The organism is Verrucosispora sioxanthis (assembly GCF_010560025.1).
Taxonomy (GTDB): Bacteria; Actinomycetota; Actinomycetes; order Mycobacteriales; family Micromonosporaceae; genus Micromonospora; species Micromonospora palythoicola.
Window position 1 is genome coordinate 170,968 of sequence record NZ_SAIY01000002.1, and the last position, 13,995, is coordinate 184,962.

Consider the following 13,995-nt stretch of genomic DNA (forward strand, 5'->3'; position numbering starts at 1 on the left):
ATGCTCACAGTGACTTTCTTCTCCCCGACGCCTCCGACACGCACCGTCGTATTCTCCCCCACGCTCCGGCCGGGCTATCGTCATCGCCGTGCGTCATTACGCCGCCTACGGCTCGAACCTGGACCCCGCGCGAATGCGTGCCTACTGTCCGCATTCCCCGATGGTGGGCATCGGCTGGCTGGAAGGCTGGCGGCTCACCTTCGCCGGTGAGGACGTCATCGGCTGGGAGGGCGCGGTCAGCACCGTGGTCGAGTCGCCCGGCGACCGGGTGTTCGTGGCGCTCTACGACATCCACCCGTACGACGCCGCCCAGTTGGACGAGATCGAGGGGGTCACCTCCGGCACGTACCGGAAGCTGACCGTCCGCGTCTCGACCCTGGACGGCGACGTCACCGCCTGGGTCTACGTCTTCGACGGTTACGAGGGTGGCCTGCCCACGTCCTGGTACCTCTCCGAGATCGCCAACGCCGCCGAGAAGGCGGGCGCGCCGGACGACTACGTCAGCGACCTGCGGTCCCGGCCCACCGGCACCGCGTCGGCGTAGCTCGTCTCCCACCGCTCCAGTCTGCTACCGGTGGTGATGGCGCCGGGCGCCGACCCCGGGTCTCGGGAAGATCGTCCCGGGATGGCCCGGTTCTCACCGCTGTGCGTGGGTCCGCGCCAGGGTCAGCAGCTCGACCAGTTCCGCACCGTCGGCCGGACCGAGCGCCGTGAACGCCGGAGCGACGAGCCGGTCGGTCATCGCCTCGGCCCACAGCCGCCGCCGCACCAGCGGTCCGACCGGCGGGTACGGTGGCGGCCAGCCGCAGGCCATGGCGCCGCTGGCCCCTCCGGGCCGGCCAGCACCGCCTCCAGCGGCGTCATCCCGCTGGCCCGCACGGCCACCAGGTGCGCACCGGTGAAGTGTTCGCGCAGCAGGCGTAGGCCGGCGGCGACCCGGGCACCGGCCGTCGCCGCGTCCGAAGGCATGGCCCGCCAGGCGGCGAACAGGGGCATCGCGCTCGCGTCGGCCGCCGCGACGGCCCGTTCCACGAGCACCGCGAGACGGTCGACGCGGGGCAGGTCACCCAGCACCTCCTCACCCCACCGGCAGCACTCGGCGAGGCTGGCGGCGGCCACCTCGGCGGGCCGGACCGTGCGGGCGGCGGCGTCCCAGCCGTCGGCCACGGCGTCGGGGGCGATGAAGCCGAGCGCCGCCGCCACGGTCTCGGCCGTACGTCACCAAGCGCACCGGCCCGACCGGTGACGTAGAAGGCCCACCCGGAGATGCCGAGCAGCCGAGCCCGACGCAGCGTGGTCGGGCACCTGGTGTACGCCTCCCCGAGGGTGAGCACCGCCGGTTTGCTGGCCGCCGCGACCTGCTCCGGCGTCATCCCGCCCCGCCCGCACGTGGTCCACCCGACGCCATGTACGTGAAGGATCCACCCGAAGGTCCGTCCATGGGGACCAGTCTGCCGGTCAATCGTCGGCGTCGGCATCCCCCTCCTCGGCGTCCAGCGCCTCCATCGCGGCCTCGACCTCGCCGGCCCGTCGCCGGGCGGTGGTGAGCGCCCGTTCGGCGGCCCGACGGGCCAGCCGGGAGCGGCTGAGTTCCTGCTCGGCGACGGCCCGGCGGCGTTCCAGTTCGGCCAGTTCCGCCTCGACGGCGTCCAGCGCGGCCGTCCCGTCGCGTTCGGCCTCGACCGCGCCGGCCAGGTCCGTCTCGGCCCGGTCCTGGTCGGTACGCGCCCGGTCCAGCTCCTTCTGCAACGCCCTACGGCGACGGGACCGTTCGGCACGGGCGGCCCGCTGCGCCTGTTCGGCGCGCAGCGCACTTCGGTCCGGTGGGCGCTGCCGGACCGGCGCGGCGGGCGGCGGTTCCTCGTCGCCGGTCACCAGGCGCAGCTGCGGACGGGGCACCTCGCCGAACCCCGCGTAGTGGGCCGGGCGCAGCAGCCGCCCGGAGCGCACCTGCTCGGCCACCTCGACGTCGGAGAGCGCGGCGTTGAGGGTCGCCTCCACCTCGGCCAGTGGCAGCTTCCCACCCGACGGGGCACCCTCGACGCCGGCGGCGAGCCGGCGTACCTCGGCGACCAGCGCGCCGACCACCGCCCGCCGCTGCGCGGCAGCTCCCGCAGCCGCGGGCCGCGCAGCTCACGCTGCGCCTCCCGCAACGCCTCGGCCAGCTGCGCCAGCTCGGACACCAGCTCCGGCCGCTCCAGCGCGAGCAGGTTGACCAGCCAGGCGGCCACGGTGGGTCGGCGCAGCCGGGCGATCTCCCGGGCGGTGCCCGGGTCACCGGCGCGGCGGGCCTGCGCCACGGCGTCGTCCCGGACGGCGACGAACCGGTCCGGCGGCGTGCGGTAGAGCTGCTCGACGAGGTCGGGGGGCGGGCCGGGCATCGGCTCAGCCGTCGATCCGGCTGCCCGGCTCCAGCCGCTGGTACTCGCTGCCGGACAGCGCCGTGTACTGCCGGTCGAGCACCGCGTAGCCGTTACCGTTGAGCAGGGCGTCGTGCAGCGCGAAGACCCGACGCGGCGCTACCGCCCGGATGAAGTCGACGACCTCGGAGAACTTCGACCAGGGGGCGTGGATCGGGGCGAAGAGGGTGTCGACCTGGACGTCGTCCGGGACGTACAGGGCGTCGCCCGGGTGGTAGACGACGTCGTTGAGCAGGTAGCCGAGGTTGTCGATCACGGGGATGTCGGGGTGGATCACCGCGTGCCGGCCGCCGTGGGCGCGTACCGGGATCCCGGCGGCGGTGAACGCCTCGCCGGGAGACACCGGGCGCAGCACGTCGGCCGCGTCGCCGAGCGCACCGGCCAGCGACGCCGGCCCGTGGATGACGAAGGGACGCCGCGCCAACTGCCGGTTCACCGCCTCGACGTCGAGGTGGTCCGGGTGCTCGTGGGTGATCAGTACGGCGTCGGCCCCGTCCAACGCCACCGCCGGCTCACTGAACATTCCCGGGTCGATGACCAGCACTCCCCCGTCGTGCTCGACCCGCAGGCACGAGTGGGCGTACTTGGTGAGCCGCATCGTGATGCCTCCCATATCGATTCGTGACGTCCTGAGCGCAGTCTGCCGGAACCCGCGCGGTGGTGTGTGGCGTCCGAGCCATTGCCCGCTCGGGCAGCAGAGAGGGGAACGGGGATGGAGATGCGAAGAGCCCGCCGGCACGGGACCACGGCGGTGGCGACTATGGCCGCGCTGCTGATGCTCGCCGGCTGCGGCAGCGGCAGCGACTCGGGGACCACCGACAGCGCCGCCGCGCCGGCACCGGCCCAGGAAGGCGGGGGTGCCCCGGCGGAGGCCGGCGGTGACGCGCAGGGCGGGGCCGGGGCGGCGGTGGACACCCGGGTGGACCAACGGTCCATCATCTACACCGGATCGATCCGGGTTCAGGTGGACGATGTGGACCTCGCCGCCCGGGACGCCGCCGCCGCGGCCACCCGGGCCGGCGGCTTCGTCGGCGGCGACCAACGCCGCAGTACCGACGCGGACGCGGTGGCCGACCTCGAACTACGGGTGCCGGCGGAGCGGTTCTACGCGGTCGTGGAGGAACTGGCGGGTCTCGGCACCCAGGAGCGCCGGGAGATCGGCACGCAGGACGTCACCGAGGAGACCATCGACCTCGACGTCCGGATCGCCAGCCAGCGGGCCCGGGTGGAGAGTGCGCGACGGCTGCTCGCCCAGGCCGACTCGATAAGCGATCTGGTGAGCATCGAGAACGAACTGGCCCGGCGGGAGGCCGACCTCGCGTCACTGGAGGCGAAGAAGCGGCGGCTGAGCGACCTCACCGCGCTGTCCACCATCACGGTCACCCTGGTGGGTCCGGGCGTCACCAGCGCCGATGAGGAGGACCAGATCGGCTTCCTGGTCGGGCTCAAGGGTGGTTGGCAGGTCTTCCTGTCCTCGATGACCATCCTGCTCACCGTGCTGGGGGCGATCCTGCCGTGGCTGCTCGCGTTCGGCGTACCGGCGGGGGCGCTGTGGTGGCTGGCCCGGCGTCGCCGCCGGAACCGGCCGGCGGTGCCGGCCCTGGTCGCACCGGTCGGCGCGCCACCACCGCCGGGTGTCAGCGCGCCGCCGCCAGTGCCTGGAGCGCGGTCAGCACCATGAGGCGTACGCCCACCGGGATGGCCCGTTCGTCCACGTCGAACGACGCCCGGTGCAGGTCGACGTTCGGCCCGGAGCGGCCGACCCCGAGGCGGGCCAGGGCGCCGGGGACGTACTCCAGATACCAGGAGAAGTCCTCGCCGCCCATGCTCTGCGGGGTCTCCGCGACGCCCTCCGGGCCGAGCGCGGCGGCGGTGGCCGCGTTGAGCACCCCGATGGCCCGCGCGTCGTTGCAGACCGGTGGGCGACCGCGTAGGTACTCCAAGTCGACGGTGGCCCCGGTGGGCGCGATGACGTCCCGGACCACCTGCGAAACGATCTTCGGGGCCAGTTCCCAGGTGTCGCGATCCATCACCCGCAGGGTGCCGGAGGCGGACGCCTCGGACGGGATGACGTTGTACCGGGTGCCCGCGGAGGCGTGTCCGAAGACCAGCAGCAGTCCACTGTTCGCCGGCACCCGACGGTTGACCAGGGCGGGCACCTCGGTGATCAGCCGGCCGAGCGCGTCGACCAGGTCCACGGTCAGGTGCGGGCGGGCGGTGTGACCGCCGGGGCCGGTGAGCCGGACGGTGACGTTGTCGGCGGCGGCGGTGATCGGGCCGACCCGCAGGCCCACCTGACCGACGGGCAGGCTGGGGTCGCAGTGCAGCGCGAAGATCTGCACCACGTCGTCGAGGCCGCCGGCCTCGATCACCTCAAGTGAGCCGCAGGGCAGGATCTCCTCGGCGGGCTGGAAGATCAGCCGGACCCGGCCCGGCAGCTCGCCCAGGTCGGCCAGCTGCGCGAGCAGCATGCCGACGCCCAACATGATCGTGGTGTGCACGTCGTGACCGCAGGCGTGGCAGACCCCGTCGACCGTGGAGCGGTACGGCACATCCTTGACGTCGGCCAGCGGCAGCGCGTCGATGTCGGCGCGCAGCGCGATCACCGGACCGTCCGGGCGGCCGTTGATGTCGCAGATCACCCCGTTGCCCTTGGGCAGCAGGCGCGGCTGCAACCCGGCCAGGGAGAGTTCCCGGGCGACCAGGGCCGCGGTCTCGAACTCCGCGCCGGACAGCTCCGGGTGGGAGTGGATGTGACGGCGCGTGGCGATCAGGCCCGGTACCCGGAGGGCGAGCAGGTGGTCCAACTCGAAGGGCAGGGGCTGGGAACCGGTCGGCCCATCCGGCCAGGACGGCGCCAGCTGGTGACCGGTCGGCATCGTCAACGCACTCGTCACGTCGAATTCTCTTCGATCACTAGAAATGGATGGATCATCGGGAACAGCAGACAGCGTAGACCCCCGACGGTAACTCTGCGCAACCTCGTTCCAGTGATGATCGGACCGCGCAGCGTCACGTATGCCCTGCTGAGAGCGTCCGTAGGTGGGCGGCGCAGCAGGTAGATCGCGGTCGTACGCCGTCATCCACCCCTCACCTCCTACAACGCGTAATCGTGCCGAGAGCGCCGAGAATCTTCTCGAAACCCTCGTCGCCGTTCCGAATTGTCGCATTAGTCGTGCCGATGAACTGACGGTACGACAATTTCCCGACCACTCACGGCAACGATCACCCGTGGACGTTCACACGCAGCGCGGCCCCACGACCGCACACCGTGTGCGTCTGGGTGATCACCGGCAGCGGAGTACCCGGGTACGGCCCGTTCGACACGCTCGGCGACGGACAGTGCTCGGCACGAAACCGTCGGTCAGAACCGATCGGTGGGCTGATAACGGCCCCAGACCTCGCGGAGCGCCCCGCACACCTCGCCGACGGTGGCGCGCTCGCGCAGCGCCGCCTTCATCGGGTGCAGCACGTTCGCGGTGCCGGAGGCGGCCTCCCGCAGCTCGACCAGGGCCCGCTGCACGGCTGCCGAGTCCCGCTGGGCCCGCAGCTTCGCCAGCCGCTCGGCCTGCGCCGCCTCGATCGCCGGATCGACCCGCAGCGGCTCGTACGGCTCCTCGGCGTCGATCGTGAACCGGTTGAGCCCGACCACCACCCGCTCACCCGAGTCGATCTCCTGCGCGATCCGGTACGCGGACTGCTCGATCTCCCGCTTCTGGAAGCCGACCTCGATCGCGTCCACGGCCGACCCGTGCTCGAAGACCCGGGCCATCAGTGCGTCCGCCGCCGTCTCGATCTCGGCGGTCATCGCCTCCACCACGTACGAGCCGGCGAACGGGTCGACCGTGGCGGTCAGATCGGTCTCGTACGCCAACACCTGCTGGGTACGCAGCGCCAGCCGGGCCGCCTTCTCGGTGGGCAGCGCGATCGCCTCGTCGAAGCTGTTGGTGTGCAACGACTGGGTGCCGCCGAGCACCGCGCCGAGCCCCTGCACCGCCACCCGGACCAGGTTCACCTCGGGCTGCTGGGCGGTCAACTGCACGCCCGCGGTCTGGGTGTGGAAGCGCAGCATCATCGACTTCGGGTTCTTCGCACCGAACTCGTCACGCATCACGCGGGCCCAGATCCGCCGGGCCGCCCGGAACTTCGCCACCTCCTCCAGCAGGGTGGTGCGGGCGACGAAGAAGAACGACAACCGAGGGGCGAAGTCGTCCACGGCCAGCCCGGCGGCGATCGCCGCCCGGATGTACTCCACGCCGTTGGCCAGCGTGAACGCGATCTCCTGCACGGGAGAGGCGCCGGCCTCGGCCATGTGGTAGCCGGAGATGGAGATGGTGTTCCACTTCGGCACCTCGCTGCGGCAGTAGCCGAAGGTGTCGGCGACCAGCCGCAGCGAGGGCTTCGGCGGGAAGATGTACGTCCCCCGGGCGATGTACTCCTTGAGGATGTCGTTCTGGATGGTGCCGTTGAGCGCCGAACCCGGTACCCCGTTCTCCTCGGCGACGAGTTGGTAGAGCAGCAGCAGCACTGAGCCGGGCGCGTTGATCGTCATCGAGGTGGAGACCTTGTCCAGCGGAATGCCGTCGAACAGCAGCCGCATGTCCTCGATGGAGTCGATGGCCACGCCGACCTTGCCCACCTCGCCGTGCGCGATCGGGTCGTCGGAGTCGTACCCCATCTGGGTGGGCAGGTCGAAGGCGACCGAGAGGCCCATGGTGCCGGCCCGCAACAACTGGTGGTAACGCGCGTTGGACTCGGTGGCGGTACCGAAGCCTGCGTACTGGCGCATCGTCCACGGACGGGAGGTGTACATGGTGGGGTAGACCCCACGGGTGTACGGGAACTCACCCGGTGCGCCGAGCCGGGAGTCCAGGTCACCGGGAAGATCGTCGGCCGTGTAGACGCCCTTGATCGGGAAACCGGACTCGCTTGACCGCGGTTCGCTCATCAACGGATGGTAGGACGCGCGGAGGGCCGCCGACGGGTTAGGGGTACCCCACAGTACGCCCGCGCTGCGGCGACAAGAGGTGAGTGGCCGCACACGTACCGTCGAGTAGTTGAAACGTCCGCCGCGCCGGCTTTCGCATCGGGCGCCTGAACCAGCAAGATAGGGGGGTTGTGTCCCAGCCCTCTCGACTTCCCCCGGTGGCTTTTCTGTGACTCAGATCCCGACGTGGAGCGGCGGACCAGTCAGCACTCCCACCAACAGACGCGCGACACCCGGCACCGTCATCGGCGACCGGTACTCGCTGCGCTCGGCGGTGGGCAACGGTGGTATGGGTACGGTCTGGCGGGCCACAGACACCCTGTTGCGCCGTGACGTGGCGGTCAAGGAGGTCGTCCTCCCACCCGGCCTGGCGCCGAGCGACCGCGACGCGATGTACGAACGCACCCTGCGCGAGGCCCGTGCCGCCGCCGCCATCGCCCACCCGGCGGTGGTCCAGGTGTACGACGTGGTCACCGAGGCCGGCCGGCCCTGGATCGTGATGGAGCTGCTGGACGCCCGCAGCCTCGCCGACATGGTGATCGAGGACGGTCCGATCGCCCAGCGGGTGGTTGCCAAGATCGGCATCGCGCTGCTCGGCGCGCTCGAGGTGGCGCACGCGATCGGCGTGCTGCACCGCGACGTCAAGCCCGCCAACGTGCTGATCTGCTCGGACGGCCGGTGCGTGCTCACCGACTTCGGCGTCGCCCGGATGCCCACCGACGTGCAGCTCACCACCCCGGGCATGGTGCTGGGCTCGCCGCACTTCATCTCTCCCGAACGGGCCATGGGGCAGGAGTTCGGCCCGCCCAGCGACCTGTTCTCCCTCGGCGTGACCCTCTACACCGCCGTGGAGGGCCGGCCGCCCTTCGACCGGGGCGATCCGATCGAGACCATGCACGCCGTGGTCGAGGATCCGCCCGCGCCGCCGCAGCGCAGCGGCCCGTTGACCCGGGTGCTGATGGGTCTGCTGGAGAAGGACCCGGCCCGCCGACTCGACGTGCACACCGCCCGCGCCATGTTGCGCGAGCTGCTGGCCGGTCCGCTGAGCAGCAGCGCCGCCGGGGTCAACTCGATGACCGACCAGTACTCCGTGATGCCGGTGCCGCAGCCCGCGCCGATCAGCGCGCCGGCCGCCCCGGCCAAGCCGGCCCCGTCCGGGCAGATCGGCGGCCGGGCGATGCTGGGGCCCGGCGAGTCGCTCACCGACCGGCTGGCCGCGCTGCGTCGGGGCGAGCGCCCCGGCCAGGCCGCCGCGGCCAGCGCCGCGGCGATGGAGGACACCAGCGCCGACGCCCTGGCCCGTCCCGGGCAGCGGGGTACGGCCATGTCCCCGCCCGCCGGACGCACCTACGGCGGTGCCGACGCGACCCAGCGGATCGGCTCGGACAGCACCCAACGGGTCGGGCCGGAGGTCTTCGGCTACGGCGGCCAGCCCGACGCGACGCAGCGGATCGGCGGCTACGGCGCCGGGCCCGACGCCACCCAGCAGCTCGGTGGCTACGGCGCGCAGCCCGAGGCGACCCAGCGGGTCGGCGGCTACGGCCCGCAGCCCGACGCGACGCAGCAGGTCGGCGCCTACGGTGCCGCGCAGTGGCCGGCCGCGCCCCACCAGCCGTACGGCGCGCCGGCCCCTGCCGCCGGCGGCGGCAGCAGCCCGGTCGACCGGGCGAAGGCCGCCGGCACCCGGGTGGTCGACACCGTGAAGGGCTGGCCCCGCAAGATGCAGCTGGCCGCGGCCGGTGGTCTCGCGGTACTGCTGCTGATCGGCATCGTGGCCTTCGCCAGCGGCGGCGACGAGACGCCCACCACGCCGGTCGCCGAGCCGTCCACCTCGGCGGACGAAGGCCCCGGCATCGAGATGCAGGAGCACTCGGCACGCGGGGTGCAGATGCTGGTGCCCAAGGGCTGGAAACGGGCCGCGCCCGCCGGTGGGGTCTACATCGACTACACCGACCCCGAGGACAGCGGCCGTCGGGTACGCATCCTCAACGAGAAGTGGAGCGGCACCTCGGTCCGCTGGGCGCAGGTCGCCGAGAACGGCCTGAAGACCCGGTCGGCCTCGTGCGCCAAGCCGTACACCCAGGTGGCCATGGCGGAGAAGGAACTGGCCGGCAAGCCCTCGGCCGAGTTCGAGTACACCTGCGGCGAGGGTGCCGAGATGCGGCACGGCATCTGGCACGGGGTGGCCCACGACGGCCGGCTCTACTCGTTCTACCTCACCTCGACCGACGCGCGCTTCGAGGAGAGCAAGCCGATCTACGCGGAGATGCTCAAGTCGTTCCAGCTCACGGCGGCCGGCTGAGTCAGGGCAGCCGCCCGGGGAGATCCGTCGCCGTGCTATCAAGAGGCCATGGCGGCGGAGAACACTGACCTCGACACGATCCGCGAGCGGGCCGAACGCTGGCTCGCCGACGACCCGGACCCGGCCGGCCGGGCGGAGCTGCGGGCGGTGCTCGACCAGCTGCCGGGCAGCGCTCCGGAGCTGGCCGACCGGTTCGCCGGGCCGCTGACGTTCGGCACGGCCGGGCTGCGCGGGCCGCTGCGCGCCGGCCCGAACGGGATGAATCTCGCGGTGGTCACCCAGGCCGCTGCCGGCCTGGTCGCCTGGCTCGCCGCCCAGGGCGGCACCGGCCCGCTGGTGATCGGGTACGACGCCCGGCGCGGCTCCCGCGAGTTCGCCGAGCGCACCGCCCAGGTGGCCACCGGAGCGGGCCGCCCGGCCCTGTTGCTGCCCCGCCCGCTGCCCACCCCGGTGCTCGCCTACGCGGTGCGGCACCTGTCGGCGGTGGCCGGGGTGATGGTGACCGCCAGCCACAACCCGCCGCAGGACAACGGCTACAAGGTGTACCTCGGTGCCGAGCTGGGCGGAAAGCAGGGTGCCGGTGCGCAGATCGTGCCGCCGGCCGACGCCGGCATCGAGGCCGCCATCCGCGCGGTCGGTCCGCTGGCGCAGGTGCCGCTCGGCCCCGCCGGTCAGGTGCTCGGTGACGATCTGGTCGCCGCGTACGTGGCGCGGGCGGTCGGTGTCGTCTCCCGGGCGGGCCCCGGGAGCTGACCGTGGCGTACACCCCGCTGCACGGTGTCGGTGCGGCGGTGCTCACCGCCGCGTTCGCCGCCGCCGGCTTTCCGACGCCCGGCGTGGTGCCCGACCAGGCCGAGCCGGACCCGGACTTCCCCACCGTCAGCTTTCCCAACCCGGAGGAGCCGGGCGCGGTGGACCGGCTGGTCGCGCTCGCCGAACGCACCGACGCCGACCTCGCCATCGCCAACGATCCCGACGCCGACCGCTGCGCCGTCGCCGTCCGGGAGCCGTCGGGCGGGCCCGGCTGGCGGATGCTGCGCGGGGACGAGGTGGGCGTGCTGCTCGCCGACCACCTGATGCGACGCGGGGTCACCGGCCTGTACGCCACCACGATCGTCTCGTCGTCACTGCTGCGGGCGATGTGCGCGGCGCGCGGGCTGCCGTACGGGGAGACGCTCACCGGGTTCAAATGGATCGTCCGGGCCGGCGACGGCAGCGAGCCACTTGTCTTCGGCTACGAGGAGGCGCTCGGCTACTGCGTCGCCCCGGACCACGTACGCGACAAGGACGGCATCACCGCCGCACTGACCGTGGCCGAACTGGCCGCCGGCCTCAAGGCGGAGGGCCGCACCCTCACCGACCGGCTCGACGAGTTGGCCGCCGAGTTCGGCGTGCACCAGACCGACCAGCTCTCGGTACGCGTCGACGACCTGCGCCTGATCGCCGACGCGATGGCCCGGATCCGCGCCGCCACCCCGACCACCCTGCTCGGCCAGCCGGTCACCGAAGCACAGGACCTGCTCCCCGACGCCGACGTGGTGATCCTGCGTACCGCGGCGGCCCGGGTGGTGATCCGCCCCTCCGGCACCGAACCGAAGCTGAAGGCGTACCTCGAAGTGGTGGAACCGCCCTCCGACGGCGACCTCACCGCGGCCCGCACCCGCGCGAGCGCCGCCGTCACCACCCTCCGCACCGAAATCGCCAACGCCCTAGCCGTCCCACCTGGTTGATCATGAGGTTAGCGGCGAAGTTGATCTCTGGGAATGCCGCTAACCTCATGATCAACGCGGTTCGGACGGGCGGCGGGGGCCGAGGGCGTGTTCGACGGCGCGGCCCAGGGCGGCCACCACCAGGGCTACCGAGGGGCGGATCACGGAGTCTTCCAGGTTGACCTCGCCGGAGAAGCCGGCGCCGCTGGCGATCTCCTCAAGCCGGCGGCGGGCGGCGTCGGCGTCCTCGCCGGTGACCCCGAGGGCGGACTCCATCCGCAGCACGGCGACCAGGGTCGCGAGTGCGGCGGTGCGCTCGTCCGGCGCGGCACCGGTGAGCACCACGGCAAGCCGCTGCCGGGTCTCCTCCTCCACCGTCGGGTCCACCACCGGGTAACGGTGCACGTGGATGAAGCCCAGCTCGGTCTCGTCGACGTCCCGAACGACGCCCTGCTCGCAGAGGTCGCCGAGGATCCGGTCGCGCAGGCCGTGCCGCAGCCGCTGCACCCAGGAGGAGGGGCTGTGCGGCGTGTCGGCCACGATCTTGGCCAGCACCGCGTCGGTGACCGGTTCGCCGGTCGGGGTCGGGTCCACCGCGGTCAGGGCCCCGTCGGTGTACGCGATCCGCCCCGCCAGAGCCAGCTCGATGAGGACGGCGGCGGCCATCCCCAGGTCGAGGCTGATCCGCGGCAGCGTCGCCTTACCCGTTTCGTCGTCGTACGCGAGCAGGAGCAGTTCCTCGGCGAGCGGAACACCAGTCATGGCCCGAGACGGTAGCCGGTGCCGGCACCACCCGCACCACAAACCGCCGGGCCTCAGAAGCGAGGCATGCCGCCGAACTGCCGGTCCCCGGCGTCGCCGAGGCCGGGCACGATGAACATGCTGTCGTTGAGGCCGTCGTCGATGGCGGCGGTGACCAGGCGCAGCGGCAGCCCGGAACGCTCCAACCGCTGGATGCCGGCCGGCGCGGCGAGCACACAGAGCACGGTGATGTCGGTGCAGCCCCGCTCGGCCAGCAGCCGGCAGCAGTGCTCCAGGGAACCACCGGTGGCCAGCATCGGGTCGAGGACCAGCACCGGCAGGCCGGCGAGGTCCCGGGGCAGGGACTCCATGTAGGCGCGCGGCTCGAAGGTCTCCTCGTCACGGGCCAGCCCGACGAAGCCCATCGAGGACTCGGGCAGCAGCCCCAGCGCGGCGTCGGCCATGCCGAGACCCGCTCGCAGCACCGGCACCAGCAGCGGCGGGTTGGCCAGCCGGGTGCCCTCGGTGGCGGTCACCGGCGTCTGCACCGGGTACGTCTCCACCGGGAAGGAACGCGCGGCCTCGTACACCAGCATGGTGGTGAGTTCGTGCAGCGCCGCCCGGAACGTAGAGGAATCGGTGCGCTCGTCCCGCATGGCGGTCAGCCGGGACTGGGCGAGCGGGTGGTCAATGACGAGTACGTCCACGATCGCTCAACCTACCCGCCCCGGATACCGACGCGCGGGCCCCGGCCGCGACCAGCGACCTCGCTCACCCGTGCGCGCTCCGGCGAACCCAGTGACCAAGATCACGCGGCGTCAGCCTGCGTAGACTTCGGGGCATGACGGCGACAGCGACGTCGGCCCGCTCGGACCTCTCCGAGCTGGGACGATCCGAGACCGCTCTGCGGACCTTCCTGCACGGCCTACCGGGCGTGGACCAGGTCGGCGCGGAGCAGCGGGCAGCCCAACTCGGCACCCGATCCATCAAGACCACCGCCAAGGCCGAGGCGATCGACCTCGCCATCCGGATGGTCGACCTGACCACGCTGGAGGGCGCGGACACCCCCGGCAAGGTACGGGCGCTCGCCGCGAAGGCGCTGCGGCCCGATCCGGCCGACCCGTCCTGCCCGCACGTCGGCGCGGTCTGCGTCTACCCCTCGATGGTCCCGTACGTGGCGGAGGTGCTGCGCGGCAGCGACGTGCATCTGGCCAGCGTGGCCACGTCCTTCCCGTCCGGTCAGGCGCCGCTGGAGATCAAGCTCGCCGACACCCGCGCCGCCGTCGAGGCGGGTGCCGACGAGATCGACATGGTGATCAACCGGGGCGCCTTCCTGGCCGGGCGCTACACCGAGGTGTACGACGAGATCGTCGCCACCAAGGAGGCCTGCGGCGGTGCTGATGCCGGTCGCCAGGGGCGACCGCGAGCCCACCTCAAGGTGATCCTGGAAACCGGCGAGTTGGCCACCTACGACAACGTGCGCCGCGCCTCCTGGCTGGCGATGCTCGCGGGCGCCGACTTCATCAAGACCTCCACCGGCAAGGTGCCGGTCGCCGCCACGCTGCCGGTGACCCTGGTGATGCTGGAGGCGGTCCGCGACTTCCGGGCCGCCACCGGGCGGCAGGTCGGCGTGAAGCCGGCCGGCGGCATCAAGACCACCAAGGACGCGATCAAGTACCTGGTCATGGTCAACGAGACCGTCGGCCCGGACTGGCTGCACCCCGACTGGTTCCGCTTCGGCGCCTCCAGCCTCCTCAACGACCTGCTGATGCAGCGCACCAAGCTGACGACCGGCGTCTACGCCGGCCCCGACTACTTCACTCTGGACTGACCGCG

The 13,995-nt window shown here is 72.4% G+C and carries 9 protein-coding genes and 3 pseudogenes; 5 read left to right on the top strand and 7 right to left on the bottom strand.

Going from position 1 to position 13,995, the window contains the following annotated elements; genetic code table 11:
• Window positions 1-88: 88 nt before the first annotated feature.
• Window positions 89-544: a gamma-glutamylcyclotransferase gene (locus ENC19_RS05915; RefSeq protein ID WP_164446145.1), complete on the top strand. Its 456-nt coding sequence runs from the start codon at window positions 89-91 to the stop codon at window positions 542-544.
• A gap of 93 nt (window positions 545-637) precedes the next feature.
• On the opposite strand, the pseudogene ENC19_RS05920 reads toward ENC19_RS05915, so the two are convergent.
• From ENC19_RS05920 to ENC19_RS05930, 3 genes and pseudogenes are all read right to left on the bottom strand, one after another.
• Window positions 638-1,373 (bottom strand): annotated as a pseudogene (locus ENC19_RS05920) (SCO6745 family protein).
• Window positions 1,374-1,458: 85 nt separating this feature from the next.
• A pseudogene (locus ENC19_RS05925) lies at window positions 1,459-2,381 on the bottom strand (hypothetical protein).
• Between the two features lie 4 nt (window positions 2,382-2,385).
• Window positions 2,386-3,018 carry an MBL fold metallo-hydrolase gene (locus tag ENC19_RS05930; RefSeq protein WP_164446146.1) on the bottom strand — a complete coding sequence of 211 codons (633 nt, stop codon included), beginning with the start codon at window positions 3,016-3,018 and terminating at the stop codon, window positions 2,386-2,388.
• A gap of 114 nt (window positions 3,019-3,132) precedes the next feature.
• Here ENC19_RS05930 and ENC19_RS05935 point away from each other — a divergent pair, with 114 nt between their 5' ends.
• The gene (locus ENC19_RS05935; RefSeq protein WP_164446147.1) at window positions 3,133-4,101 is read left to right on the top strand and encodes a DUF4349 domain-containing protein; all 969 of its coding nucleotides are present in this window, start codon (window positions 3,133-3,135) and stop codon (window positions 4,099-4,101) included.
• Here the strand turns inward: ENC19_RS05935 and ENC19_RS05940 are convergent.
• Together ENC19_RS05940 and ENC19_RS05945 are read right to left on the bottom strand one after the other, a co-directional pair.
• On the bottom strand, window positions 4,058-5,317 hold the full coding sequence (locus ENC19_RS05940; RefSeq protein WP_164446148.1) for an amidohydrolase: 1,260 nt from the start codon (window positions 5,315-5,317) through the stop codon (window positions 4,058-4,060). The genes ENC19_RS05935 and ENC19_RS05940 overlap by 44 nt on opposite strands.
• A 467-nt stretch (window positions 5,318-5,784) precedes the next feature.
• Window positions 5,785-7,368 carry an acyl-CoA mutase large subunit family protein gene (locus tag ENC19_RS05945; RefSeq protein ID WP_164446149.1) on the bottom strand — a complete coding sequence of 528 codons (1,584 nt, stop codon included), beginning with the start codon at window positions 7,366-7,368 and terminating at the stop codon, window positions 5,785-5,787.
• Window positions 7,369-7,576: 208 nt separating this feature from the next.
• Here ENC19_RS05945 and ENC19_RS05950 point away from each other — a divergent pair, with 208 nt between their 5' ends.
• Window positions 7,577-9,709: a serine/threonine-protein kinase gene (locus tag ENC19_RS05950; RefSeq protein ID WP_164446150.1), complete on the top strand. Its 2,133-nt coding sequence runs from the start codon at window positions 7,577-7,579 to the stop codon at window positions 9,707-9,709.
• A gap of 48 nt (window positions 9,710-9,757) precedes the next feature.
• Window positions 9,758-11,439 (top strand): annotated as a pseudogene (locus ENC19_RS05955) (phospho-sugar mutase).
• A 51-nt stretch (window positions 11,440-11,490) separates the two neighbouring features.
• On the opposite strand, the gene ENC19_RS05960 reads toward ENC19_RS05955, so the two are convergent.
• Together ENC19_RS05960 and upp are read right to left on the bottom strand one after the other, a co-directional pair.
• Entirely contained in the window at window positions 11,491-12,180 is a 690-nt protein-coding gene (locus ENC19_RS05960) for a GOLPH3/VPS74 family protein (protein ID WP_164446151.1), read from the bottom strand.
• Between the two features lie 53 nt (window positions 12,181-12,233).
• Window positions 12,234-12,866 (bottom strand): uracil phosphoribosyltransferase, encoded by a 633-nt coding sequence (gene upp, locus ENC19_RS05965; RefSeq protein WP_164446152.1) that lies wholly within the window; start codon window positions 12,864-12,866, stop codon window positions 12,234-12,236.
• A 134-nt stretch (window positions 12,867-13,000) separates the two neighbouring features.
• Between upp and deoC the strand changes: the two genes are divergently transcribed.
• Window positions 13,001-13,990, top strand: a complete 990-nt coding sequence (gene deoC, locus ENC19_RS05970; RefSeq protein WP_164446153.1) for a deoxyribose-phosphate aldolase — start codon at window positions 13,001-13,003, stop codon at window positions 13,988-13,990.
• Window positions 13,991-13,995: the final 5 nt, after the last annotated feature.